Origin of the sequence: Pantoea sp. NGS-ED-1003 (genome assembly GCF_000738765.1) — a bacterium.
Classification (GTDB): Bacteria; Pseudomonadota; Gammaproteobacteria; order Enterobacterales; family Enterobacteriaceae; genus Pantoea; species Pantoea septica.
Genome location: NZ_JPQA01000002.1, coordinates 141,145 through 167,778 on the forward strand (window position 1 = coordinate 141,145; position 26,634 = coordinate 167,778).

Consider the following 26,634-nt stretch of genomic DNA (forward strand, 5'->3'; position numbering starts at 1 on the left):
ATAAATCGCAGTATTCAGCACTCACCTCATGAAGGCGGGAAATATGCGCTGTCGACCATATCCCCGGCGGCAAACTGATGCTGAGAAGCTGCGACGGCGCAGCGGAGAAAGACAGCTGCTCAAATCAGGCCAGTGCTCCATTAGTATTAACTCGAGGGGCGTTTGTGGCGGCTGACTGTTTTGCTCACTGCAGATGGTTTCAGGCCAGGTTGCTTAGAAGCTGTCGGAACAGGGAGTTTAGACAAGGGCACCGGGAATGTTAAAAGCCCCGACGCGCTGCGTACGGGGCCTTTTGCCGACAATCTGATACCGCTAAAGGAAGATTCAGCGGTTTCTATCCATAAACGTACCGGCAGAGCCGGCGTCCGGGTCGATAAACACGACGTCACCGGGTGAGCGGCGGGGCGTGTCCAGCGTCAGGAAAATCACGGGTTCTTCCAGCAGAACGGGAAGCGCATGCACAACGTTGCGCTCGAAAAAAAGCATATCGCCGGGTCCGAACTCGGCCTCGGTCGACGCATCTTCCATCCAGAACGTTCCGCGGCCTGAAAGCACATACAAATACTCATCGCATTCGCGATGTAAGTGAGGGGGAACGCCCCGGTAAGCCCGGAACACACGGCTGCTGGCATCCGGGCGGTCGGTTAAATAGATATCGGCCAGCATCGTGGTAGCCGACTCCGGCAGGTTTTTTGCGATTTCGGCCGGTCTGAAGCGCGCTGACTTCTGCGCAGTGATATCCGCCATGTCATTTTCTCCTTAGCGATTGCAGGGATAAGGGCAGAGAGCAGAAGCGGCGAATTCTTTCTCGCCTCTGCGCCACTGAAGTCCTGAGCATCAGCTCACTTTAGGGAAGTCAACGACGGTGTCGTTTACCCTGTTCACCATGTTGGTAAACAGAATGGCGCTGACGGCACTAATGGTTTCCACAACCTGCTGGTCGCTGAATCCGGCCTCGCGGAAAGAGGCAACGCGATCGGCTGATACCGTTCCACGTGTGGAAACGAGATACTGAACGAACTGCACCAGCGCATCGATACGCGCATCGCCGCTGAAGCGGGCTTCACGCAGCTCCAGCGTCTGCTCATCGGTGTAACCCGCTTTTTTAGCCATCAGCGTATGAGCGGCCAGGCAATAGTCGCAGCCCGACTCTTCACTTACCGCCAGATTAATCGCTTCCAGCTCACGGGCGCTCAGGCTGCCTTTGTGCAGGGCCGCATTCAGCTGAAGCATCTGACCCAGAACGTCAGGCGAGTTGCTGCCGATAGTCAGATAGGCATTTGGGACTTTACCCATGCTGCCTTTAATCGCGCTAAACAGCTGGGCGGTTTTGCCAGTGGCATCGCTTTCAGTGATGGTATGTAAACGGCTCATAGTCAACTCCTGGTTTTATCTACGGGTAGGGGTACAGGTGCCAGAGTCGTTTGGCTTATCAGACTCTGTCGCGCTGAAGTCAGGAGTACAGTACTGCGGCTGTAAAATATGAAAAAGCTACTGGCTGAGTCAGGACTTTATCTTGAAAAGGTAAAATGGGGAGTACGTCGCTAAGCTTTTTTAAAACTCAGCATCAGACTCTGACGGTCAGAAGTCTGGCTTAGGATAAACAGGATAAAGAGCGGCTAGCGTTGAGGAAATAGCGTCGCGGCGCGCCTGAAAAAAACCGGTGCGTTCGCACCGGTCACAGTTTTGCTGTTGGCACCCATCTCTTCTTCACGCCTGTTTTACCAACCCGAACAGGTCATTAAGCGATTCGCTCATGGTGGGATGCGTGAAAATTTGATCTCTGAGCACCGTGTACGGTAATCCCGCATCCATGACGGTTTTCACAATATTGATCACCTCGTGAGAGTCCGCTGCCAGCAGCGCCACGCCAAGAATTTTCTTGCTGTCATTGTCTACCAGCGCTTTCAGGACGCCTCGCGTATCGTTAATAACGCGAGCACGAGGAATGGCCGCTACAGGCAATGTCACCACCTGAAAATTCCTGCCCTGTTCACGCGCCTGCGCTTCTGTGAGGCCGATGCGCGACAGCGTTGGCGTCATAAATACGGAATAGGGGATATTCACGCGATCGTCTGTGGTTCGCTTTCCTTTACCCAGAAGCTGATCGTGCACAATGCGAAAATCATCCAGCGAAATGTAGGTAAACTGCGGGCCACCGGTGACATCACCCAGCGCCCATATGTGGTCCACTGACGTTTTCAGATGCTTATCAACCAGGATTGCACCTCGCGTATCCGTGGTTACATCCGCGTTTTCCAGTTTCAATGTCTGCGTTGCCGGACGGCGCCCGGTTGCCACCAGTAATACATCTGCCTGACGATCGCCGTGACCCGTATGGAGCGTAACGCTGTTATCGTCACTGGTAACCGACTGCACCCTGGTGTCCAGCTCAATTTTTACGCCCTGGTCCTGCAGAACGGTTTTTATGGCCGCGCTGATATCAGCATCCTCACGTGACAGAAATTGCGATGAAGTCTCAAATAAGGTGACCTCACTGCCGAAGCTGGCAAACACAGAAGCGAATTCGACGCCAATATAGCCCCCACCCAGAATAGCCAGCCGTTTTGGCAGGCTGGATAAATTCAGGATGCCGGTGCTGTCGACAATGCGTGGCCCGGGGATTAAGCCGTCAATCTGCGGGATAACCGCCTCGGCGCCGGTATTAATGAAAATGCGATCGGCGCTGAGCTGACGGATACCCTGCTCAGTGTTGATTTTCAGCGTGTGAGGGTCGATAAATTCCGCATGACCATCAATCACCTCAACCTGCGCGATATTGGCCAGGTTCATGTAATTTTTTTCACGTAACAGCTCGACTACAGCGGTTTTGCGCTGCATCGCTTCACTGAAGTCGGCGGTGGTTTGCGCATCGTGCACTAGCGCCTTGGTGGGAATACAGCCGACGTTAATACAGGTGCCGCCATACATCTCTTTTGATTTTTCAATGATCGCCACGCGCCAGCCTGCACGCCCAAGAGCGGCGGCCAGCGTTTTGCCTGCTTTACCAAATCCGATAATCGCTGCCTGATAATGGTTCATAATGCTCTCCGGTTTAAAAAGCTGTAAAAATAGTCAACACCATCAGCTTACGATTGACGGCGACGCGCTTTTACGCCGCAACGCTGGCTTTTTTGTCTTTGCGTCTGAAATACCCGATTTGAGAATGAGAAATGGAAAACAGAGGACAAGCATGGATCCACTGAGCCACCTGCTGTTACTGCATAACCCACAGGGCCGCATCGACAAAAACTGTGTACTGAGTGGCGAATGGCAGCTGCCGCATCGGGCAGGGCAGCTGCGTTCGGTGCGCTGGCACACCGTAGTCGGTGGCTCAGTCATGCTGGATATGCCAGGCTCAACGAAAATAGAGCTCTCTTCCGGCAGCGTAGTATTCCTGCCGCAAAATACCGCGCACCGCCTTTATCAACAAAGTACGTTGCCAACGCAACTGGTATGCGGAGTGCTGGAATTACCCGCGTCAGCCCAGGCTTTTCTTACGGCGCTGCCGGAAGTGCTGATGCTGGCGCCAGCGGTGGAGAGTCATGAAGCGCGCTGGCTGGCCGCCGCTCTGCCTTTACTTACCCAAAGTGATACCGCCGATGCACCGGGCGACGAGGCGCTGCGCAGTCATCAAATCAGCGCGATGTTTACCCTTGCTGTTCGCAACGGCCTTTCTGAGACGCTGCAGAATAAAAGTCTGCTGGCCCTGGCACTCCATCCTCGGGTCGGTACGCTGATCGCCCAACTTTGCGAGGCGCCGGAACGGCCGTGGACCGTGGAGGAAATGGCACAGCGCGTTTTTATGTCGCGCGCCTCTTTTGCGCTGCTGTTCCGCCAGATGAGCGCAACCACGCCGCTTGCCGTGCTGACCTCTATTCGCCTGCAGCTGGCCGCTCAGCAACTGGCGCGCGATTCCGCACCGGTAATCAATATTGCCCTGGCTGTGGGCTATGCCAGTGAGTCCTCATTTCATAAAGCTTTTCTGCGGGAGTTTGACTGCACACCGGGCGAGTACCGCCGACGAACAGAAATGCTGGCGAAAGAAGATGTGATGCTTTTTCGGGTATAATGCTTTAAAGCTTTTCAGACGCGGTTAACCGCTGGCGCTGAGTTTCATGCTGTTGTACTGAGATTAATTCGCGGTGTTACATCAATACATCTTCGTGAATGCCGAAGACAATTTGTTCGGCATCACGGTAAGCAATAACTTCATTTTGATGAATCAGTTAATGAGCGCACCGCCTTCAATATCAATAACCGTACCGGTGACAAACGGATTATCCAGCAAAAACAGATAGCCTTTAGCGATGTCCTGCGCGCGGCCGTATGCTTTCACCGGCAGATTTGCAGCAGCCATCTGGAGCATGTTTTCACGCGCAACGGGCTCCATACTGGCGTACGCCTCCGTATCGGTCAGTCCCGGACTCACCACGTTCACGCGCAACGGGGAGAGTTCTTTTGCCAGTACCTTTGCGGCTGATTCAATGGCAGCATTCATCGTTGATTTAACAATGGTTCCGCTCAGCGTACGTCTTGCCACAAAACCGCTGGTCAGCGTAAGCGTTCCACGGGGTCGGATATTTCTGCTGAGATGCCTGGCGGTATAGATGCTGCCCCAGAATTTGGTATCAAAAGCCAGCCGCGCCGCGCTGAGATCCATTTCAGAGAGAAATCCACCGGGTGCCTGTGAGCCTGCCGTAAACACAATATTATCTACATCACCCAGCGAACTACTCAGCGCAACGACTTCTGCTTCGTTACTGACATCCAGTTTTAATGTTCTGACATCTGCTGGCTTCGGATTAAGCGATCGACGCGCAGCTTCCAGCTTCTCATTATTTCGTCCTGCAAGAATAAGCTCGTTTTCCTGCTCCGCCAGTGCACTGGCCACAGCAAAACCAATGCCTGAAGCGCCGCCAATAATTAATGTTTTACTCATCAGATTTATTCCTCATATTTATCAAAAGATGGAGCTCTGTATGTCGCTTTGAAAAGTGGTGTTAAAAGCACTTTACTTACCAACCCCTTTTTTGATAATGACAGCGAAAGTGGAATTACTTTTCGGAATAAATGAAAGATGGGAAAGCTTGAGGACATGGCGCTTATTGTCGAAGTGGCCGAGACCGGCGGACTGTCGGCCGCCGGGCGACGTCTCTCGCTGTCACCGGCGTCAATGACAGCAAGACTGAAAGCGATAGAAGAGCGCTACCAGACCCGGCTCTTTCATCGTTCCACACGCGCTATCACGCTGACAAAGGTCGGAGAGGATTTTTACCATGCCGCGCTTCGGGTACTGGACGAGGCACGACACGCAGAATCGCTTTTGATGCAGAAAGAGGGAGTACTCAGCGGAAACATTCGCATTTCTGCCCCATCTGATTTCGGTAGACAATATCTCAGCCCTGCGATACTGGATTTTTCCCGCCTTCATCCTGACGTGAATCCGTCGGTTTACCTGGGAGAGCGCGTTGAGGACCTGATCGCTAACCGGCTGGACATGAGTATCCGTTTCGGTAATTTGCCGGACAGCAGCTTGATCGTCAGGAATATCGCACCTAACCACAGGGTGCTGGTTGCATCAGATACATATCTTCAGACCTATGGAATGCCCTCTACGCCTGATACTCTTCACGATCACAGGTGCCTGGCTCTGGAGCTTCACGGTGTTGTCATAAATGAATGGCGATTTGAAGAAGAAGGCGTTAGCAGAACTATTCGCGTGAATCCTGCCATGGTGTGTGACGATGGCGCACTGCTCCGTCAGTGGGTGCTTATGGGCGCGGGTATTGCCTGCAAATCCTGGTGGGATGTAAAAAGAGACGTTGAACAGGGAAGGCTTCATGTTCTGTTTGCAGAGAGTTTTATAGGATTCAGCCGCTTCGATCGCAAAAATGTCGGGCTGCAGTTTGTCTATCCACAGCGTAAGCTTCAGCCTTTACAAGTGTCTGCATTTAGTGAATTTTTCATCGACTGGCTGAAAAAAGCATAATGTGGTTTGGCTATATCCATGTCTGACACATAACGGTAAAACCGGGCAGGGTAAGCCGTCTGCTCAGGCGACAAACGGCCTTTTGCCGCTCAGAAGTGCAAGGTTCCCTGAGGGGGAGTGAGATTTGGCTAATCAATGCGAACAGGTGTTTTCCCGGTTACCATGCCAATAGCGCCCGCATAAATTTCTTTCATACCATCAACTGCCTCTTTTTCAGACTTCCTCAGCTGCTCAAGGATGTTGTGTTTTTCAACGTTTTTACCTGATGAAATCAAAGAAGATACTGCACGCCCGATCGCTAAATTGATTTCATCCATAGCCTGTGAAGTAATGATATCCATTTTGGCTCCTCAATGTTCAAATCATATCAGTGCGGGAAGATCGACATTTGTTAAACGCTCAATACCCATCGATGCCAGTAGAAAGCTCGAATAATACCAGGAAAAGTGCAAGGCGATAATCAGTTATGTCTTAAGGCGCGCAGACATTCAATCTTGCCAAAATGGTCTCTTTCGCGCTTGCGGCCCATTAGTACGAACGCGCGTTCAGAAAAGCGCCCAGCCCTGTTAATGACACTATTTTGGAATGCGGGGCGATAAGCAACATCATCAACATAATCATCCAAATGCAGGTCGAGCTTCTGCTTCTGGCATGAAGCGGAGTGCCGCAGCGTCTTTGAGCGAGCAGACTCAGTAAGCTTTGAGGCTGGCATAAGTAATAGAGAGAGACGTAGGCAGCCTGTGAAACGCCTTACTCCCCGGCAGGCCGACATGCGGAAAGGGTGTTTTCGCTGCTGCCGGAAAGCGCGTTAAACGCCAGAAGCAAAGATTTGTTTTCCGGTATGGCGGCTGAATCCGGTGAGTCGTTAATTTCCTGCATGTTAATCTTCTGTATTGTGAACCTGATCACCTCCTCGCCGGACGCTATTCAAACCAATCCCACTATAGTCGTTAAACATTCCGATTACGGTGGGTTACTAAAATGAAAAGAAATAAAAAAGCGGTGCACAACCGTTTAGCCACAAACATAACCATGGCATTATCTCTGGCTGTTTTTTCACTGGCGGGAAGCACAATGGCAAATGCCGCAGTAGATCATCAAACAGCATTAGTAGGAACATGGACATCGATTCCAGATGCGCCGTCAGCGCAAAAACCCGACCATCCCAGTGAAGGGTTATATCGCCTGAAGGTAAACAGCGACGGTACGCTGACGCCACTCGATGTGATCAAGATGAAAAGTCCGTCGTGGATTGTGAAATCCCGCGATGGGCGTTTTGCCTACACTACCAATGAAGAGAATGACGGCGCGGTTACCGCGCTGAGCGTGGATAAAAGCGGACAGGTGCAGGTGCTTAATAGCGTGGAGAGTCACGGCCAGCAGCCTACTCATGCGACTATCAGCCCGGACGGTAAGTTCCTGTTTGTCTCCAACTACTCCGTGGCGAAGGGAGGAGCGGGCGTATCGGTCTTCCCGATCCATCAGGATGGCAAACTGGGCGAGCAGGTACAACATTTCCCGTTCGAGCACGGTACCGGTGCCGTTAAAGGGCGTCAGGACGGCGGCCATGCGCACGCCACCACTTTTACGCATGATGGCAACTATCTCTACGCAGCCGACCTCGGCGGTGACAAGCTGCACGCCTACCGCTATCACGCTGATAAAGCACAGCCGCTGGAGGCAGATAGCGCGCGCGACGTGAATTTTACGGCCGGTTCGGGGCCTCGCCATATGGTGTTTGCGCCAGATGGCAAGCATGCCTATGTCATCACTGAAATGGCCGGCGAAATTGTCGTGTTCAGTGTGAATCAGGATCGTCTGGAGCCGGTTGGCCATATCAGGTTGAATAGCGAAAACAGCAGCGCAGACTATCGCAGCGGTGGAGGCATTATTTTAAGTCCGAACGGCAAATATCTGATTGCGTCGAATCGCGGCTCAGATAATAAATTGCTGGTGTTCAAAATTGAAGCGGATGGCATGTTGGGTAAACCCGCAAGCTATAACGCTAACGGTATTGAACCGCGCGCCTTTGCCTTCGACGGTAGCGGTAAATATCTTTACGTGGCTAACGTCTTCACTAACACTATTTCTCTGTTCCATTTCGATGAGAATACCGGCGAGATGAAAGCGGCGGGTGACGCGGCGAAAATATCTACGCCGACGGATATTAAATTCTTTAATTAAGCCAAAATGCTCACTCGCCTAGGGCGGCCTTGCTGGACGCCCCAGGCATCAGTCAGCTGTCGCGTAGCTGCTTAGTTTTAGACGCGCGTGGTGGCTTTGACCGCGTCGACAAACAACCGTAACGCGAGAGGCATATGACGATGCTGCGAAAAGTAGAGCGCGATACCTTGCGAAGCGATGGTCCAGTCATCCAGCGAGGTAACCAGGCGCTCTTTATCCAGCCCGTGCCGAGCATAGCGCTCCGGCACATAAGCCACGCCTAATCCGGCGATGGCTGCCTCTGTCATTAACGCACCGCTGTTGAGCGTCAAACTGCCAGGTACATCCAGCGCAAACCGCTCCTGGTTTTGCTCATATTCCCAATGGTACCGTTTTCCGCCGGGTAAACGATGCCGTAAGCAGGTGTGCTGCATCAGATCCTGTGGGTGCTTAATGGGTGGACGTGCGGCTAAATAATCAGGCGATGCCACCGTAACAAAGCGTAACGGCCCGCTCAGCGCGATGGCCACCATATCCTTAGGCACATCTTCAAACAGCCGTATACCGGCATCAAAACCCTGCTCGACAATATCAACCAGTTCACCTTGCGCAACTAAATCAATTTCAATCCCTGAATATTTTTGCATGAATGTCGGCAATATCATTTCCAGCAGAAGGCCGATCGCTGCATCGCTGGCGCTGATGCGCAGTGTTCCGTAGGGTTGGCGATCGCTGGCGGTGACCTCATTCAGCAACTCGTCCATTTGAGCGAGCAATGGCGTCATGCGCGCAATCAACATTTCACCGGTTTCGGTCAGCGCCACGCTTCGCGTTGTTCGATGGAAAAGCCGCACGCCAAGCGCCGTCTCCAGCCCTTTTATAGTGTGGCTGAGCGTTGAGCGCTTAAGGCCGAGCACATCCGCCGCGCGGCGGAAACTGCGCTGATCGGCAACCGTTTTCACCGCCAGCAGTTCATTCCAGGACGGACGCTTCATTGTTTAAAATTTCCCACCATCGCATGCCGGTTTGGGGAGATTATGGCATCAATCATTCGTTTTATGATGAACGTCGGTTCACTAAACAGGAGAATATTGATGAAAACCTGGCTCATTACCGGCGCATCCAGCGGCCTTGGACGCCTGATGTGTGAAAGTCTGCTGGCCCGTGGCGATCGGGTAGTGGCAAGCGTGCGACGCGAAACTGCATTAGAGGATATGCGTGCGCAATACGGCGATAATCTACAGCTCATGGTGCTGGATATCAGCGAGACAGCAACGATTAAACCCGCCATTGAGGCTGCATTCGCTCAGGCGGGCACGATTGATGTGGTGGTAAGCAACGCGGCTTATGGGCTGTTTGGCGCAGCGGAAGAACTGAGCGATACGCAAATTGAGCGCCAGATTGCGACTAATCTCACCGGCTCAATTCAACTGATTCGCGCGGTAATTCCGTTTTTGCGGCAACAGGGCGGCGGTCGTATTGTGCAGGTTTCCTCGGAAGGCGGTCAGATTGCTTATCCTGACTTCAGTTTGTATCACGCCACCAAATGGGGAATAGAAGGTTTTGTCGAAGCCGTTCGACAGGAAGTCGCGGCGTTTGGCATCGACTTTTTATTAGTGGAGCCAGGGCCAACGGCAACGCGATTTGGTGCGGGGCTAGATATTGCGGATGCCTTACCCGTTTACAACGATACAGCAGCAGGAAAAATGCGGGCGGCGCTAATGAACGGCGAATTTGAGATTAAAGGCAATGCTCAAAAATGCGTGACGGCGATGATCGCAGCCGCAGATGCTGACAATCCGCCACTGCGCTTACCGCTTGGCAGCACGGCCTATAACAATATTGAAACGGCGCTAAACATGCGGCTGGAGGCACTGCGGGCAATGAAAACCGTGGCGTACAGTGCTGACAATCTGGAGAAGTAGCCGGAGTGCCTGTGTTTAACATCCTTAACGCGCCCGATATGTTAAATCTATCGGTGTGATAGTTAGCATGGTAACAATGTCAGCACTTATTGATAACATTCTAATAGTAACCTTGAGTATCATTATCTCATCGAAAGCAAACGTGCTTTCAACCATACAAACCAAGGATTAAGACCATGAAAACCATCAAAGCAATCTCTATCGCAGCCGTTGCCGCCCTTTCACTGATGTCAGCAGCCAGCTTCGCGCAGAGCATTTCTGTTACTTCCGGCACGCTTGACGGTGCAGAAGCCAAAATCGCCGCAGAGGCTCAGCAGCAGGGCGCTCAGTATAAAATTACTGAGGCTAACACCAATAACCGCGTCCATATGACCGCTGAGCTCTACAAATAAGGAATGGTCGCAAAAGGAAGTGCCGAAGAAGGCCGCCCAGAGGGCGGCCTTCTTCGCATTTTCGATGCTAATTTTCATTCGCCAGAGATCATGCTTCTGGCAGGCGCTTCAGCCACGCCGCACCGATCCGCGCCATACCACGCTGGCCTCATAGATTAAACGGTCGTTTTGCTGTTCCGCTCGTGGACGCAGCTCTTCCTGACGTTCCTCCTGAGCGATTAGCCACTGCACCGCGTCATGTGCAAACTGCTCGACCGGCTGAGCGAAGGTGGTGAGGTTATAGGATGACCAGCCGCTTTGCGGGATATTGTCATAGCCCACCACGCAGAGATCTTCAGGGATACGCAACGCGAAGCTATGACGTGCTTCGTCCATAAATCCGCACGCCACCAAATCGGTTACGCAGAATACGGCGTCAGGCCGCTGCGGACGGGTGAGGAGGCGATGCGCCAGAATCCGTCCGCTTTCATAAGAGGTGCTTCCGTAACGCTCTACTGTGACCGCCACACCTGCGCGCGACGCTGCTGCAAGAAAATCGCCTTCCCGTTTCATCAGGCTGGGCGTGCCGGCCAGCGAGTTAGCAAAGGCGAGGCGGCGACAGCCGGCGCGCAAAAACGCCATCAATGCAGTTTCCGCCGCTTGCGTGGAGTCAAGATTAATACTGAGCGAGCCGGGCAGGGTTTCATCACGGTTGATTAGCATCAGGTGCTGACCATGCTGGTAGCACAGGTGAGTAATCCCGCTGTCAGGCATGCCGGAAAGGATGATAGAGGCGTCGGCGCGGAAGTTAATGGCCTGCTGTAGCGCGGCTGAGACGCTGCTGTCCGAGCGGTCGGTGTTAATTATCATCGCTACTTTGCCTGCCGCCTGCAGACATTGCGTCATCCAGCTTACCAGGCTGGCACGGTAAGGCGTGGCGACTTCAGAGACGATCAAACAAACAATACCGCTGCGGTTACGCACCAGGCTGCGCGCCAGATGATTAACGTGGTAACCCAGCTCTTCTGCCGCCTTCATTACGCGAGCGCGCATCGCTTCCGATACGCTGGCGCCGGGCGTGAAGGTGCGGGACACCGCGGAACGTGAGACCCCAGCGCGGCGGGCCACATCCTCAGCGCTGACAACCGTTTTCCCCTGATTCATGTTTCTCCTCGTCATGGCCACAGGCCCAGAAAGAGTCTGTATCAGATTGCACATATGTGCAAAAGAAAAGTCTGGCGTAATGTTGCAATTTTGTGACATGACTAATCAATTGCATCGTAAGCTGATTGACAGGCTATTTTTTGTTCTCTACTAATTTGCACACATGTGCAAGAAACAGATGCCAGTGCAGCATCACCTCTGACCCCAGGAGAACACCATGCGTTATAACTTGTTGATCCCAGCCATCACCCTGTGTTGCTCGACCCTGCCGTTAACCGCCCATGCCGCCGGTAATCTTAATATGATCTGCTCCGCTGATGTGGTGGTATGCGAACAGATGACGCGCTTGTTTAGCCAGTCGCATGCGGACATCAAGGTCAGCATGGTGCGGCTCTCTGCCGGTGAAGCCTATGCGCGCATTCGCAGCGAAGCGCGTAATCCGCGCACCGACATCTGGTGGGCAGGGACGGGCGATCCGCATATGCAGGCGGCAGAAGAAAAGCTGACTCAGTCTTATAAGTCTCCCTTGCTGAGCCAGCAGCATGACTGGGCGCAAAAACAGGCTGAAATCTCAGATTTTCGCACGGTGGGCATTTATGCGGGCGCGCTGGGCTGGGGCTACAACACGAAACTTCTTGCCGCAAAAAAACTGAAGGCGCCAGCCTGCTGGTCAGATTTGCTTGATCCAGGTTTCAAAGGCGAAATACAGATCGCCAACCCTAACTCTTCCGGCACCGCCTATAACACGCTGGCTACGCTGGTGCAGATCATGGGTGAAGACAAAGCGTTTAATTATCTGAAAAAACTCAATGCGAATATCTCGCAATATACCAAATCGGGTTCTGCGCCGGTAAAAGCCGCGGCGCGCGGAGAAACAACCGTTGGCATCGTCTTTATGCACGATGCGGTGGCGATGGAGGTCGACGGTTTTCCCATTAAAACCGTTGCGCCTTGCGAAGGCACCGGCTACGAGATTGGATCGATGTCCATCGTGAAGGGCGCGCGCAACCTGGCCAATGCCAAAATCTGGTATGACTGGGCGCTCAGCGCCGAAGCGCAGTCGCACATGAAAGAGGCGAAATCCTTCCAGCTTCCTTCCAATACTCAGGCGGAAATCTCTCAGTACGCGCCGCGATTCGAAAACATCAAGCTGATCGACTACGACTTCAAAACCTACGGGGATTCCGCGAAGCGCAAAGCGCTGCTCAGTCGTTGGGATAAAGAAATCGGCGCCAGCGCTCAATAACCCTGCTCTGTCGGCGTAATGCCCGGCTAACAAATTCAACGGCGGTGGCGTAAGCCTGATGTCCGCTTCAGCCTGAAAACTCAGGTCGAGGTGATTCATGAATGCAAATAACCGGCGCTTAACCGGCGCGCTGGCTCTGGGGGCCGTGTCGTTAACGCTGCTTCCGTGGTACAGCCTTGAGGCGGGCTTTTTTGATTTCTCATGGCTCGGCGGGCTCTGGCGCGACGAAGCCGCCGCCCCGGCGTTGTGGCAAACCATCGTCTGGCACCGTCCATGGCTCGCCGTTATCACGGGGCTGTTTGCCCTTGCTGCTCTGTGCGGATTAATTAAAAACCGCGCATGGCGAAGCGCTTTGCTGTCAGGCGTTAGCGCCCTCGGCGTGTTCTTTATGATCGCAGAGGGCCATGCCATTGGCTACAGCGGCTGGAGCTGGGCATGGCTGGAAAACGTGATGGGAACGCTGGAGCAAGGCCAGCCCGCTTTTGGCGCAGGCGCGCTGTTGATGCTGACCACCTTTCTGCTGCTGTTCGCGTTTGCCCTGGCAGAGCGCGGCGTGCTGAGAGGTGATGCCTTTGTGGTCGCCGCTATCGTGCTGTTGGTGGCGCTGGTCAGCGCCTTCGTGCTCTATCCGGTGCTGAGCCTGTTTGTGGTGTCGGTGCAGGATGTGGACGGTAGCTTCAAGCCAGATGGCCTGCTGGCGAATATGGGCGACCCGTCGATATGGAGCCTGTCTTGTCTTGCAGGCGGCACCTGCGGAACCGCCTGGCGCACGCTGACGCTGGCGCTGATGACCGCTACCGGTTCCACTTTGCTGGGGCTGGCCTTTGCGCTGGCGGCAACGCGCACCGCGCTTCCATTCAAAAAAGCGCTGCGTCTTCTTACTATCCTCCCGATCATCACGCCGCCATTTGTCATCGGCCTGGCGCTGATCCTGCTGTTTGGCCGCTCCGGCGTGGTGACCAGCTATCTGGCGACGCTGTTCGGCATTGAGCCCGGCCGCTGGCTATACGGCATGACCGGTATCTGGATCGCCCAGGTGCTGTCATTTACGCCCGTGGCGTTTATGGTTTTGATTGGCGTGGTGGAAGGCATTAGCCCGTCGCTGGAAGAGGCCTCGCAAACCCTGCGCGCCAACCGCTGGCGCACCTTTACTCGCGTGTCGCTGCCGTTGATGGCGCCGGGGCTGGCAAATGCTTTCCTCATCGGCTTTATCGAAAGTATGGCCGATTTCGGTAATCCGATGGTGTTGGGCGGCAGTCACGGCGTGCTTTCGACGGAGATCTTTTTCTCTGTGGTCGGCGCGCAAAACGATCCCAGCAGGGCCGCGGTGCTGGCGATGATCCTGCTCTGTTTTACCCTGTGCGCCTTTATTATTCAGCGTCTGTGGCTGTCCGGTAAAAATTTCGCCACAGTGACCGGCAAAGGGGATGGCGGCACGCATAGCGCGTTACCCAGGCCGATGCGCGTGGGCATTTACGGGCTGGTGATCCCCTGGGGAGCGTTCACGCTGGTGGTCTACGGCATGATTATGGTTGGCGGGTTTGTACGTTCATGGGGACTGGATAACAGCCTGACGCTGGAGCACTACATTCACGCCTTTCGCGTCACGCTGCAGGAGGGGCATTTGGTCTGGAGCGGCGTCGCGTGGAACTCATTCTGGACCACGATTGAAATTGCGCTGATCGCGGCGCCCCTTACGGCTATCGTCGGGTTACTGACCGCATGGCTTATCGTACGGCAGAAGTTCGCCGGGCGTCAGGCGTTTGAATTTGCCCTGATGTTGAGTTTTGCCATTCCCGGCACGGTTATCGGCGTCAGCTACGTGATGGCCTTCAACCTGCCGCCGCTAGAGATCACCGGCACCGCGTTAATTCTCATCGTCTGTTTCGTTTTCCGCAATATGCCCGTCGGCGTGCGCGGCGGGATAGCGGCCATGAGCCAGCTCGATAAAAGTCTGGATGAAGCCTCTCTGACGCTGGGCGCCACCAGCTTTCGCACGCTGCGTAAAGTCGTGCTGCCGCTGCTGAAACCGGCCATCAGCGCTGCGCTGGTGTACGCCTTTGTCCGCGCCATTACCTCTATCAGCGCCGTGATTTTTCTGGTCAGCGCGCAGTACAACATGGCGACATCCTACATCGTCGGTCTGGTTGAAAATGGTGAGTATGGCGTGGCAATAGCCTATTCCTCTGTGCTGATCGTTGTGATGCTCGCCATCATTGCGCTCTTTCAGCTGCTGGTCGGCGAACGACGCCTGCGTCGGGCAGCCAAAAGCAGCGCAATCGCCGCTGCGTCTGGCGCACCCACGTCATTAACTCAGGAGAATGCCGTATGAGTACAGCAAAAGCAGGAACCGTCGTCTTTGAACATGTCGCTAAACGCTTTGCCGGGTTTACAGCCGTGCCCGACCTCTCGCTAACGGTGGAGGCTGGCACGCTGGTGACGCTGCTGGGCCCGTCCGGCTGCGGCAAAACCACCACGCTGCGTCTGCTGGCAGGTCTGGAGCATCCCACCTCGGGTCGCATTTTGATTGGCGGCAAAGAGGTCACGCATCTGCCTGCTAACGAGCGCGACGTTGCGATGGTGTTCCAGTCCTATGCGCTGTTCCCTCATATGTCGGCGCTTGAAAATGTGATGTACGGCCTGCTTTCCGGCGCCATGACCCAGCGAGAGGCGCGAGATCGCGCGCGGGAAGGGCTAAAGCTGGTTGGGCTGGAAAATCAGGGGGATCGACTGCCGTCTGAGCTTTCCGGCGGCCAGCAGCAGCGTATTGCGGTGGCGCGCGCGCTGGTGCTGGAACCGCAGGTGCTGCTGCTGGACGAGCCGCTCTCTAATCTGGATGAACGACTGCGCCGCCGCGTGCGCACAGATATTCGCGATTTGCAGCAGCGTCTGGGCTTTACCGCGGTCTACGTCACGCACGATCAAGAGGAAGCGCTGGCCGTCTCCGACAAAATCATCGTGATGAAAGAAGGAGAAATCGCCCAGCAGGGCGCGCCCGAAACGCTTTATCGGTCGCCCAATTCGGTTTTCATCGCCGATTTTATGGGAGAGGCCAACATCCTGGCCTGTGAAGTAGAGTCGCTGGAGGGTGATGAGGCGATGGTTCGCATTGGCAAGCGGCTTTATCGCGTGCGCGGCAGCGGCGCCACGCCGGGAAAAGCGCAGCTTTCGGTGCGTCCGCAGTTCATTACGCTGTGCCCTTCTGGCGAAGGTGCGCTGCCGGGCGAAATCATTCATGCCACCTGGCTAGGCGATCATATTGAGTATGAAGTGAACACCCCTCTCGGGGCGCTGTTTATCGTGGATAACCAGATGGAGCAGCGATTGCCGCTTGCTGCGAACGTCAACGTAGATTTTAAACCGCAGGGACTGGCGCTGATCGTCCCTTAAACCGGCCATGAAGGAAACATTATGAGTGAGCTTGATAATAAGGCATTGATGACGCGTCTGGCGCTGGCAGAAGAGACGACGCGCGACGCCGGGGGTCTCGCGCTGAGCTGGTTCCACCAGCGCGACAGTTTAGTGGTTGAAACTAAAAAAGATCTACAGGATGTCGTCTCCAGGGCCGACCGCGATGTGGAAAAGATGATTGATGCCCGTATCCGCGAGAGCTTTGCGGAAGACGGTTTTCTGGGCGAGGAGTTCGGCTTACAACCCGGCACGTCGGGCTTTACCTGGGTGGTCGATCCCATTGACGGCACCAGCCCATTTCTTAACGGAATGCCGAACTGGTGCGTTTCAATCGCGGTGTTGTACCAGGGGGAGCCGGTGGTTGGCGTGATTTTCGCGCCATGCTTTGACGAATGCTATGTTGCCGCGACAGGAAAGGGCGCGACGCTCAATGGTCGCGCCTTGCAGGTTGACCCTGACAGAACGCTGCAAAATCATGTGGTCGGCTTTGGCGCGAACAGTTACGTTACGCCGCAAGCGGTAGGCGAGCTGCTGACCGCGCTGTTAGCGGCAGGCGGAAATTTTATTCGTATCGGGTCGGGCGCGTTAATGCTGGCATGGGTCGCGGCCGGGCGGGTGGTGGGCTATCTGGAGCCTTACATGCATGCCTGGGATTGCATGGCGGGGTATTGCCTGGTGCGCGAAGCCGGCGGCTGGTATTTACCTTTTAACACAGAAGGCGAGCGCTTAACGAAAGGAGCAAAAGTGCTGGCCGTCGCGCCCGGCGCCCGCGATGAGCTGAAGAAAATAGCTGGCGTTTAGCATAAATACGCCTGACGTCAGCCTGGTCAGGCGTGTTGATGATCGGCACGAAAGCCTCTTCGGCTAGCGTGAATTCTCTGGTGCGGGATGGCGAACGGGCGTGATTGCCGATCGTTAACGTTAACCTGCCCGTTCAGCGTTTCAGATGCGAACGCCGAATACGCAGCTCGCCCTGTTTTCAGCTACCACCCGGGTTTTCCTTCCTGATGTTGTCAGCTGCGCCGGCAGAGGCCGCCTCATCAATATCGTCAAAGCCTACTACGGCAAGTGGCGGGTTGCCTGCCGCATCCCACAGAGATTCCAATGCGACCAGCGTCAGTATGTCGTTCTCGCAAAAGAACGCCTCAACGCGCTCAGCGTCGGGCGCGCTGCAAATACGCTTTTATGAGGGCGTAACCTGCGCGTTTTAACCCGCAGTATTGCTCAGGTTGTTCTATCTTTAGTGTCGTCAAAATAAAACAACCGCTGGAGTAAGGGTTTATGTCGGAAGAAACAGAAAAGAAAACACTTAGCCACCGCGCGCCCCACACCGGCCCGGAATCCTCAGAAGCCGGGTTGGGTTCGCTGGCACCCAAGGATGGTTCGCATCAGCCGCAACCCGAACCAACGCCGCCTGGCAAACAGCCTACCGCGCCAGGCAGCCTGAAAGCCCCGCAGACGCATAACGCCAAACTCGACCAGCTCGAAGCAAACCGCAAAAACGGCACCGATCGCGCCCTTACGACCAACCAGGGCACGCGCATCGCCAACGATCAAAACTCGCTGCGCGCCGGTACTCGCGGTCCTACGCTGCTGGAAGATTTCATCATGCGTGAAAAGATCACGCACTTCGATCATGAGCGAATTCCAGAGCGAATCGTGCACGCTCGCGGCTCTGCGGCGCACGGCTATTTTCAGCCTTACCGCTCACTTAAAGATCTTACTAAAGCCCAGTTCCTGAGCGATCCAGACCAGACTACGCCAGTTTTCGTGCGCTTCTCCACGGTGCAGGGCGGTGCCGGTTCCGCCGACACCGTACGCGATATTCGCGGCTTTGCCGCCAAGTTCTATACCGAAGAGGGCGTGTTTGACCTGGTCGGGAACAATACGCCGGTCTTCTTTATTCAGGATGCGCATAAATTCCCCGACTTCGTGCATGCCGTTAAGCCGGAACCGCACAACGAAATTCCGCAGGGCCAGAGCGCCCATGATACCTTTTGGGATTACGTTTCCCTGCAGCCGGAAACCATGCACAACGTCATCTGGGCGATGTCCGATCGCGGCATTCCGCGCAGCTATCGCACCATGGAAGGTTTCGGCATTCACACCTTCCGCCTGATTAATGCCGAAGGCAAAGCGACCTTCGTGCGTTTCCACTGGAAGCCGGTAGCGGGCAAAGCCTCGCTGCTGTGGGATGAGTCGCAGAAGCTGACCGGCCGCGATCCTGACTTCCATCGCCGCGATCTGTGGGAAGCCATCGAAGCGGGCGACTACCCGGAATTTGAGCTGGGACTGCAGCTAATCCCGGAAGAGGATGAGTTTAAATTTGACTTCGATATTCTTGATGCGACCAAGCTGATTCCAGAAGCGCTGGTGCCGGTCGAAATCGTTGGTAAGATGGTGCTTAACCGTAACCCCGATAATTTCTTTGCTGAAACCGAGCAGGTTGCGTTCCATCCTGGCCATATTGTGCCGGGCCTGGATTTTACCAACGATCCGCTGTTGCAGGGCCGCCTGTTCTCCTATACCGATACCCAGATCAGCCGCCTGGGCGGACCGAACTTCCATGAAATTCCGATCAACCGTCCGACCTGTCCTTACCATAACTTCCAGCGCCAGGGCATGCATCGTCAGGATATCGATACCAACCCAGCTAACTACGAGCCGAACTCGATCAACGACAACTGGCCACGCGAAACGCCGCCGGCGGCTAAAAACGGCGGATTTGAAAGCTATCAGGAGCGGGTTGAGGGCCACAAAGTGCGTGAGCGTAGCCCCTCTTTCGGCGAATACTATGCCCAGCCGCGTCTATTCTGGCTCAGCCAGACCGAGGTCGAGCAGCAGCACATTATCGGCGCCTATTCGTTTGAGCTGAGTAAAGTCGCGCGCGCCTATATTCGCGAACGCGTGGTGGATCATCTGGCGCGCATTGACATCGCCCTGGCGCAGGGCGTCGCGGATAATCTCGGCATCGCCCTGACCGACGAACAGCTGAATATTCAGCCGCCAGCGGCGGTAAACGGCCTTACCAAAGACGATAGCCTGAGCCTCTATGCGATTCCAGACGGCGAGATCAAAGGACGTCAGGTTGCACTGTTGCTCAGCGACGGCGTTAAAGCGGACGATGTGCTGAACATACTGCAGGCGCTTAAAGACGCTGGCGTACACGCCAAACTGCTGGCGCCGCATATGGGCCAGGTGCGCGCAGACGACGGTTCTGTGCTGCCGGTCGACGCAACCTTTGCCGGTCTGCCTTCTCTGACCTTTGACGCGGTTATCGTGCCGGATGGCAATATCGATGCCCTGCTGCAGAGCGGCGATGCACGCTACTTCCTGCTGGAAGCCTACAAGCACCTGAAGGTGATCGGTCTGGTGGGCGGGGCGCGCCGTTTTAAAACGCAGTTCGGTCTGGAAGATGCGGATCGTGAAGAAGGCCTTGTGCAGGGCGATAAAGCGGAAAGCGCGCTGATGTCTGAGTTTACACAGGCGATGAAAGCGCACCGCGTCTGGTCGCGCAGCCAGAAGGCGAAAACTATTCCGGCATGACGATAGCGGCCGGCGATCTTTGCGCGGCTCATACTCTCTGTTTCAGGCTGGGTTGACCGCTGACAAGTAGAGGCAAAAAGAGCGCCATATTTATCATGGCGCTCTTTTTTTAACTGCACGCTTTAGGGGCGTGCGCTATTCTCCTGTTATCGCACCAGGTTATTTTAATTCAGTCAATTCAACGGCTTGATTTTTTCATCTCAGGCCCGATACCTTCCGATCGATCAGGCGGCCGACAAGGCATGCCGTTAAGATTATCTTGTTACAATTCCTGCTGGAAACGTCTGATTATTCGCTGAATTTCTCTCTCCTCGCGCCGATAAATCATTGCAGGCATATTTTGTGTCGGCGTAGCTTCACCAGGAGAAACCATGTTTCGAAAACTATTAAAAAAAGCGCCCGCCACAGAGTGGGCTCAGTCAGCTATAGCTGAAGCGCCGGCCAGTGAAACGATCGTGAGTAATCACAATGACACCACGCTATTGAAATGCGTGATGACGCTCGGTCAGGAGGGCGTCTGGTATATTGAGTCACCCGATTTGCAAAGTGATTCGCCCGCCTTTTTTTCATCCTCGGCGCGTCGTCTTTTAGGCTTACCTGCTCAAAAAGATATTGGGCTGGCTTCGCTGCAGCAGCGTGTGCATCCGGATCACCGGGAAGCGTTCAGAGATTTTATTCGATATGTGCTTAGCCACGGCGGTGCAGGGCAACCGCTGCGCTGCCGCATTAAAACCGACGGCGCCGCTTTTCAGTGGGTTCTTCTGCGCGCGCTGTATAGCACCGACTTTACGCCGCCGCGTCTGGTCGCCGTTGTGGAGAATATTGAGGAAGAAACCGCTCAGGCCCGTCTTTTCGATATCGTCTCTACGCGTTTTGACCTGTCGCGGGAAATGCTTAACGATGGACTCTGGGACCTGGATATTATCGGCGGCAATCCTCTTAATCCCGATAACGTATTTTGGTGGTCACCACAATTCAGAAAGCTGCTGGGCTTTGAAACGGTCGAAGAGTTTCCGGACGTGATGGAGAGCTGGGCTTCGCGCCTTCATCCAGAAGACAAGCAGGCTGCCCTTGACGCTTTCGTCAGCCATCTGATGGATTTCAGCGGCAAAACCGGTTTCGATATTGAATATCGACTCAAACTACGCAGCGGCGAATACCGATGGTTTCAGGCGCGTGGTCAGACGAAGCGCGCTACAGACGGTACGCCGCTCCGCGCTGTCGGCGCGCTTATTGATATTCAGGGCCGTCGCGATCGATTGCTTCATGAAGAGAATGAGATCAAACGCAACGTGCAGACAGCCGAAACCGCGAAAGAAATTGCCGAACTGGTCTCTGAGAACGGCAATATCGCCGCCCAGATTAAACTCATTTCGCTCAACGCCAGTATTGAAGCCGCAAGGGCGGGCATGCACGGGCGAGGCTTTTCCGTTATCGCCAGCGCTATCAGGGGACTGGCCGAACGAACCGCGGATATTACCGGGCAAATCTCCCGACTTCAGATGCGTATAAGGAACTCCGCCACGCGCACCGATTCGCCTCACGAGCATTAAGCTTCAGCCTTAATGAGCGTTTGTTCCGGACAGGCCTGTAGGCCTGTTCCGTTCATGCTGCTGGCTGAAAGCGTAGAGGATGCGGAAACTGGACGAATACGCACGGAATATGGCAGCGATCAGGCGCAGGGCTATTTTTATGCGCGGCCAATGGCAGATAAGACGCTGGACGCATGGCTGCGGTGGACGCGAGACGCGCAGCCTGAATGAGTGCGGTCAGGCGCGTTGCGCTTGTAGAGTCAGAGAGAGAGACAAATTCATCGGGCGATAAGCGGCAGTCAGGAGGAAGCTTGCTTCTATGGCGCGCGAAAAAGCATAAATAAGCCTGCCGCCTGAGCGGCAGGTGCATTTCAGAACGAGATCATCTTGCCCGGGGCAATCTTTGTCGTAATCCCTAACAGGGTTTTAGCGAGCGGGATGGCGACCGGCGCCAGCGCGCGACCTATCATCAGCGGCGTATGTTTGATGGTGGTCAGCATGGCGAAATCTTTATTGGCTCTGACGATATCATCTTTAATCGCTTTGCCGATCCTGACCGTTTGCGCGATGCCGTGGCCGCTCCAGCCATGAACCGAATAAATATTGCCGTTTCTTCTGCAATCCGTGGCCCCATTCAGGGTTAAGTCGGTGGTGCCGCTCCAGGCGAAATCGAGTTCGATGTCGTCTCGTTCAGGGAAAACGGCGCGTATCCGCGAGGTTAAATACTCCACTGTTCTGCTGTCATCCCAGCGTAGACCCGTTCCCTGGCCGCCGAATAAGATCCTTTCATTGCGTACGGGACGATAATAATTGATCTGCAGCTGGGTATCGTAAACGGGCTTGCCCGTGGGAAGCAGCGTTTTAGAACCGCCTGCTACAGGAGACGTGACGCCGACATAGGTATAAAAGGGTATCGTGGTTTCTTTGTTTTCGTCGAGAAGCTTATGGGTGGCGTCATGTACGGCAATCACCACGCCTTTTTTGGCGAGAATGACCCCTTCAGGCGTAATCACTCGGGTACCGCTGCTGGTTTTCTCAATTTTAATCACCTCGCTATGTTCATAGACGCTGCCGCCATTTTTCAGGAAACCGTACACCAGCCCACGATTCAGGGCTAATGAGTGCACCTGGCCGCCCAGGTTATCTAACACGCCGCCATAATATAAGTCAGAGTTGATATGTTCCTGCAGCTCATAGCTGCCGAGCACGTTGACATTATCTTCGCCAAGGAATTTCCTGGCATCAACGCCCTGTACCAGTGCATTCATATGTCCGGGATGAACGGCGGCGGTGATATGGCCATGGTGACGATCGAAATTTAAATCGTAGCGCTGCGCGATTTCATCAATCAGCGACATGGCTTCCGTCGACGTAAAATGCCACAGGCGTTTCGCCTCTTCGAAGCTGAGATGCTCAATCATCGACTCGGCTTCCCAGCGCGCCAGGCCTGGCGTAAGCTGTCCGCCATTCCTGCCAGAGGCGCCAGAACCGATGGTGTTCTTTTCCAGCAGAATGGTATCAATACCCGCTTCAGAAAGATGAAGCGCGGTTGATGCGCCAAGCAGCCCGCCACCGATCACTACGAGTTCACACTCTTCCTCTTTTTTTAAAGAGGGAAAGTCGATCCAGGGTGCAAGTGTCGACTCGTAGTAATTTGCTGGGTTTCCAGGATCGCTGATTTGCGTATCCTCTTTATTTCGCACCCAGTTCCAGTCTGCATCTGGGTCGGCCTGGCTCATCATGGTAATTTTCGCGTCTGATATTAATTGCGGCTTGATTAACGTTTTATTTCCACTCATATGTTTTCTCAGTAAGTAGCGTGTACCACAGGAGACTTCACTGTGAATGCAAAACCTGTTTATTCAGAGATAGCGACTTCTTTTTTGGTATAACTACAGTAAACAATCCAGCCGAGACCTAAGGTTGCCCAGGTCAGGCCCAATATAAAGGCATCAAAGCTTAAGTTAATCCACATTACGGCGACGCAGCCCAGACCCGCCAGCGGCAAAAGAATATTGTGGAATATCTTCTTTATGCCGATAGTCTCTTTTTTAATAATGGCAAAATGTATGATGACGGATAAATTAACCGCGCTAAAGGCCACTAACGCGCCAAAGCTGATTAAGGAGACGGCGGTATCGAGCTGGATAAAAATTGCGGTCAGCGATATCAGACCGATCAATAAAATACAGTAGACCGGGTTTTTATTTGCAGGATGCAGGTAGCCGAAAAAGCGGTGCGTCAGCGTGTTGTTTTTACCCATGATATGCAACAGCCTGGCGGCGCTTGCATGGGAAGCCAGCGCTGAGGCAAAGGTATTGAGCAGAATGGCGATAAGAAACAGCGTTTGAAACAGTTTGCCGCCTACGTTCAGTACGATTTCCGGCAGCGCTTCCATGGGGTTTTTAAACTGCGAGTTGTCTGGGAAGTAGAGCTGAATAAACCATGCGGCGACAAAAAAGATACAGCCTCCGCTCAGCGCCGTATAAAACACCGCTTTAGGGATGGTGCTGACCGGGCTTTTGGTTTCATCCGTGAGCGTCGTAACGGCATCGAAGCCAAGAAAGGAGAAGCAGAGCACCGCCGCGCCGCTGATCAACGGGATAATGCTGTTATGCCCGTTGAACAGGGGCTGAGTAGTAAAGATATGGCTGTCGCCATAATCCCTGAGGAGATTATGGATAACGAAATAGATAAAGACGCCCATAAGAATGACCGGAATGCCGACAAATATGAAGTTCGCATTTGCCAGCGTTTTAATATTGCAGCAGTTAACAAAGGTAACCAGCGAGGTGAACACTAAAATAGAGAGCCAGGCAGGCACCTCAGGCAGCAGCGTCTGTAAATATATCCCTGCCAGCAATGAGTTTATCATCGGCAGGAAAACATAATCCAGCAGGGAAGACCAGCCGACGATAAATCCGGTTTTATTGCCGCACACCTTTCTCGCATAGGTATAAGCCGATCCCGAAGAGGGATGCAGACGAACCATTCGGCCATAGCTAATGGCCGTCAATAATACCGCAGCCAGCGCCAGCAGATAAGCCAGCGGCACTCTTCCTTCCGTTATATTTGAAACGATCCCAAAAGTGTCAAATACCGTCATCGGTGTCATATAAGCGATGCCGATAATGACAACCTGCCATAGTGAGAGGCAGGCGCTATTTGTCTCTTTTAATCTCATAGCAATATCTCACTCGAAATTTCAGTTGAATGACTTTTAACCTCTGATGCATTAAGCAATTAAAAAGATGCGCAACGTAGTGAACCGGGCCTGTCTGTTAGCGTGTCCAGTTTAAGGTGTTAAAAATTCATCATGTCTGCTGTTCCAGCATGATCGCTATGGGCAACCAGCTCCTCATAGCGGGAGTGAGAATGATTTAGCCTCTTTGCTGGTTTATCAGGTCGGCTGCGAATCCTGATATGACAATATATAAAACATAATATTATATATGTATACGGTATGTGTCACAAAAGTGTTAAATTTGTCTTATCGCGATGTAATGTAAGCCATTTTAGATAAATGCCGCGACGCTGTTGCCTTTCTCGATTATGAGTGCTGATTATTCAAATAGTTAGGGGGCTGACGTGAGGCGGAGCGAGCCAGATGAGTGCAGGCGCAGTCACTTCTTCAGGCTCGGAGGATAAAGCGCACTGAAGCATTGCTGATGTGGCCGCCGCTTCAGCGCCAGCGGTAAAAAACGCCTGTCGAAAGCTTACGCCTGCTGCGCTTCTTTGATTAGCGCGGCCAGCCTGTGGAACTGGGTATGAATTTCGCTCTCCTCCATGCTGGCGAAGCCCAGCAATAAGCCTGACTGGCTTTTTTCGCCGGCATAATAACTCGACAGGGCGCGCACCAGGATCCCCTGGCGATTGGCGCGCTGCGCCAGCGTGACGTCGTCCACGCCTGCGGGCAGTTGCAAAATCAAATGCAGCCCGGCATTGCTGTTGTACTGGCCTAAAAAACCGCCGCCTAATTCGTCGTTGATTAAATTGACCAGCACCTGCCTACGTCGGCTGTATAACTGGCGCATTTTCCGTATGTGCGCCGCGTAATAGCCTTCCCGGATAAAATCGGCCAGCGCTGCCTGCGTCAGCTGATGTCCGCCGCGATAGAGCTCGCTATGCATTCTTTTCAGCGGCGTTTTCAGCTGCTCAGGCAAAACCATATAGCCGAGCCGGAGTGCGGGATAGAGGGTTTTACTGAAGGTGCCTACGTAAATTACCGGGCTGTTGGCCTCCAGACCCTGTAACGCGGGAATAGGCTGGCCGGCAAAGCGAAACTCGCTGTCATAGTCATCTTCCACGATCCAGCTATGGGTTTTGCGTGCCTGCGCCAACAGTTGCTGCCTGCGGCTCAGGCTCATCACCGACCCCAGAGGATACTGGTGAGAGGGCGTAACAAAGATCAGCTCAGGCGGGACGCTCATCTCGCCGTTGGGGATCAGCCCCTGTTCGTCCACCGGCATGGTGACGATCTCAACGCCGTTCATACGCAGGATATTTTTAATTCCCCAGTAGCCAGGCTCCTCTGTCCAGGCGCGGTCTCCCGGATTGCAGAGCGAGCGCGTCACCAGATCGAGCGCCTGATGAATGCCTTCGGTAATCAGGATCTGATCCGGCGTGCACTGGACGCCGCGCGCCGTGCGCAGGTAATCGGTCAGAGCGGCTTTAAGCACCTCGGAGCCGCCCGTGGTGTCATAGGTTAAAAGCGCCGGCGACAGCTGACGAGCCTGACGGTCGTAGAATTTTTTCAGCACGCGGTGAGGGAAGTTCGCGACGTCGGGCACGCCGGGTAAAAAGGCTCCCCACTGTCTGGGGCTTGCGCTGGCGTGCTCCAGTAACAGCAGGCCGCGCTCCGACAGCAGGGAATAGTCCTCTGCGGGCGCTTCATCCTGACTCACGGCAGGTCGGCACTCTAAATTATCGAGCACGCTGTGCGTGACGACCGTTCCGCTGCCCGCACGAGAAGAGATGTAGCCCTCCGCCTGCAACTGCTCATACACCCGCAGTACCGTATTGCGCGACAGCTCAAGCTCACTGGCCAGATCGCGAGTCGGCGGCATGCGCGAAGAGGGCGTCAGATTGCCTGAAAGAATGGCGTTGCAAATGGCGATATACAAACGCTTATGCAGCTTTCCTTCCGTGCCGTTAAAAAATGCTTGTCTGATCACATCTCCAGCAAGTGAGTGCATTTGGATCCTGCAAATAAAATGATTTGGCTCTCGAATAAGGTACCAAACGCTGACAGATTGTCCCCAAGAGTTCAAATAAATTGTGAAGG

The 26,634-nt window shown here is 54.1% G+C and carries 22 protein-coding genes; 11 read left to right on the forward strand and 11 right to left on the reverse strand.

Annotated features, from left to right (window positions below):
• Window positions 1–324: 324 nt before the first annotated feature.
• The 3 genes from JS46_RS04115 to rclA form a co-directional block, all read right to left on the reverse strand.
• Window positions 325–747: a cupin domain-containing protein gene (locus JS46_RS04115; RefSeq protein WP_033748341.1), complete on the reverse strand. Its 423-nt coding sequence runs from the start codon at window positions 745–747 to the stop codon at window positions 325–327.
• Window positions 748–837: 90 nt separating this feature from the next.
• A complete protein-coding gene (locus tag JS46_RS04120; protein ID WP_033748343.1) occupies window positions 838–1,374 on the reverse strand; it encodes a carboxymuconolactone decarboxylase family protein in 537 nt (178 codons plus the stop codon).
• A gap of 336 nt (window positions 1,375–1,710) precedes the next feature.
• The gene (rclA, locus tag JS46_RS04125; protein WP_033748344.1) at window positions 1,711–3,042 is read right to left on the reverse strand and encodes a reactive chlorine resistance oxidoreductase RclA; all 1,332 of its coding nucleotides are present in this window, start codon (window positions 3,040–3,042) and stop codon (window positions 1,711–1,713) included.
• A gap of 151 nt (window positions 3,043–3,193) precedes the next feature.
• On the opposite strand from rclA, the gene rclR reads away from it, so the two are divergent.
• A complete protein-coding gene (gene rclR, locus JS46_RS04130; protein ID WP_033748347.1) occupies window positions 3,194–4,072 on the forward strand; it encodes a reactive chlorine-specific transcriptional regulator RclR in 879 nt (292 codons plus the stop codon).
• A gap of 153 nt (window positions 4,073–4,225) precedes the next feature.
• Here the strand turns inward: rclR and JS46_RS04135 are convergent, their stop codons facing one another.
• Window positions 4,226–4,945, reverse strand: coding sequence for an SDR family oxidoreductase (locus tag JS46_RS04135; protein ID WP_369799140.1), 720 nt, complete (start codon window positions 4,943–4,945; stop codon window positions 4,226–4,228).
• 135 nt (window positions 4,946–5,080) lie between these two features.
• Here JS46_RS04135 and JS46_RS04140 point away from each other — a divergent pair, with 135 nt between their 5' ends.
• Complete coding sequence (locus JS46_RS04140; protein WP_033748350.1) at window positions 5,081–5,992, forward strand: LysR family transcriptional regulator; 912 nt, start codon at window positions 5,081–5,083, stop codon at window positions 5,990–5,992.
• A gap of 128 nt (window positions 5,993–6,120) precedes the next feature.
• Here JS46_RS04140 and JS46_RS04145 read toward each other — a convergent pair whose 3' ends face one another.
• The gene (locus JS46_RS04145) at window positions 6,121–6,333 is read right to left on the reverse strand and encodes a hypothetical protein (protein ID WP_033748353.1); all 213 of its coding nucleotides are present in this window, start codon (window positions 6,331–6,333) and stop codon (window positions 6,121–6,123) included.
• Between the two features lie 409 nt (window positions 6,334–6,742).
• A complete protein-coding gene (locus JS46_RS24710; protein WP_255351566.1) occupies window positions 6,743–6,871 on the reverse strand; it encodes a hypothetical protein in 129 nt (42 codons plus the stop codon).
• A gap of 102 nt (window positions 6,872–6,973) precedes the next feature.
• Between JS46_RS24710 and JS46_RS04150 the strand changes: the two genes are divergently transcribed.
• A complete protein-coding gene (locus JS46_RS04150) occupies window positions 6,974–8,176 on the forward strand; it encodes a lactonase family protein (RefSeq protein WP_235212962.1) in 1,203 nt (400 codons plus the stop codon).
• Window positions 8,177–8,253: 77 nt separating this feature from the next.
• Here the strand turns inward: JS46_RS04150 and JS46_RS04155 are convergent, their stop codons facing one another.
• Window positions 8,254–9,150, reverse strand: a complete 897-nt coding sequence (locus tag JS46_RS04155; protein ID WP_033748355.1) for a LysR family transcriptional regulator — start codon at window positions 9,148–9,150, stop codon at window positions 8,254–8,256.
• Between the two features lie 99 nt (window positions 9,151–9,249).
• On the opposite strand from JS46_RS04155, the gene JS46_RS04160 reads away from it, so the two are divergent.
• Window positions 9,250–10,080, forward strand: a complete 831-nt coding sequence (locus JS46_RS04160; RefSeq protein WP_081876039.1) for an SDR family oxidoreductase — start codon at window positions 9,250–9,252, stop codon at window positions 10,078–10,080.
• Between the two features lie 176 nt (window positions 10,081–10,256).
• Window positions 10,257–10,472, forward strand: coding sequence for a YdgH/BhsA/McbA-like domain containing protein (locus tag JS46_RS04165; protein ID WP_033748357.1), 216 nt, complete (start codon window positions 10,257–10,259; stop codon window positions 10,470–10,472).
• Between the two features lie 108 nt (window positions 10,473–10,580).
• Here the strand turns inward: JS46_RS04165 and JS46_RS04170 are convergent, their stop codons facing one another.
• A complete protein-coding gene (locus tag JS46_RS04170) occupies window positions 10,581–11,615 on the reverse strand; it encodes a LacI family DNA-binding transcriptional regulator (RefSeq protein WP_033748358.1) in 1,035 nt (344 codons plus the stop codon).
• A gap of 217 nt (window positions 11,616–11,832) precedes the next feature.
• Between JS46_RS04170 and JS46_RS04175 the strand changes: the two genes are divergently transcribed.
• The 6 genes from JS46_RS04175 (at window position 11,833) to JS46_RS24770 (ending at window position 21,371) form a co-directional block, all read left to right on the forward strand.
• Window positions 11,833–12,861 carry an ABC transporter substrate-binding protein gene (locus JS46_RS04175; protein ID WP_033748359.1) on the forward strand — a complete coding sequence of 343 codons (1,029 nt, stop codon included), beginning with the start codon at window positions 11,833–11,835 and terminating at the stop codon, window positions 12,859–12,861.
• Between the two features lie 97 nt (window positions 12,862–12,958).
• Complete coding sequence (locus JS46_RS04180; RefSeq protein WP_033748361.1) at window positions 12,959–15,193, forward strand: iron ABC transporter permease; 2,235 nt, start codon at window positions 12,959–12,961, stop codon at window positions 15,191–15,193.
• Window positions 15,190–16,251 carry an ABC transporter ATP-binding protein gene (locus JS46_RS04185; protein ID WP_033748362.1) on the forward strand — a complete coding sequence of 354 codons (1,062 nt, stop codon included), beginning with the start codon at window positions 15,190–15,192 and terminating at the stop codon, window positions 16,249–16,251. The genes JS46_RS04180 and JS46_RS04185 overlap by 4 nt, the downstream gene beginning before the upstream one ends.
• Before the next feature lie 21 nt (window positions 16,252–16,272).
• Window positions 16,273–17,073 (forward strand): inositol monophosphatase family protein, encoded by an 801-nt coding sequence (locus JS46_RS04190; protein WP_033748363.1) that lies wholly within the window; start codon window positions 16,273–16,275, stop codon window positions 17,071–17,073.
• 480 nt (window positions 17,074–17,553) lie between these two features.
• Entirely contained in the window at window positions 17,554–19,818 is a 2,265-nt protein-coding gene (gene katE, locus JS46_RS04195; RefSeq protein WP_033748364.1) for a catalase HPII, read from the forward strand.
• Window positions 19,819–20,189: 371 nt separating this feature from the next.
• Window positions 20,190–21,371: a PAS domain-containing protein gene (locus JS46_RS24770; protein ID WP_033748365.1), complete on the forward strand. Its 1,182-nt coding sequence runs from the start codon at window positions 20,190–20,192 to the stop codon at window positions 21,369–21,371.
• Between the two features lie 350 nt (window positions 21,372–21,721).
• On the opposite strand, the gene JS46_RS04205 is transcribed toward JS46_RS24770, so the two are convergent.
• From JS46_RS04205 to JS46_RS04215, 3 genes are all read right to left on the reverse strand, one after another.
• Window positions 21,722–23,149, reverse strand: a complete 1,428-nt coding sequence (locus JS46_RS04205; RefSeq protein ID WP_033748366.1) for an FAD-binding oxidoreductase — start codon at window positions 23,147–23,149, stop codon at window positions 21,722–21,724.
• A gap of 59 nt (window positions 23,150–23,208) precedes the next feature.
• Window positions 23,209–24,534, reverse strand: coding sequence for an APC family permease (locus tag JS46_RS04210; RefSeq protein ID WP_033748368.1), 1,326 nt, complete (start codon window positions 24,532–24,534; stop codon window positions 23,209–23,211).
• 532 nt (window positions 24,535–25,066) lie between these two features.
• Window positions 25,067–26,545, reverse strand: coding sequence for a PLP-dependent aminotransferase family protein (locus tag JS46_RS04215; protein ID WP_033748371.1), 1,479 nt, complete (start codon window positions 26,543–26,545; stop codon window positions 25,067–25,069).
• Between the last annotated feature and the right edge of the window lie 89 nt (window positions 26,546–26,634).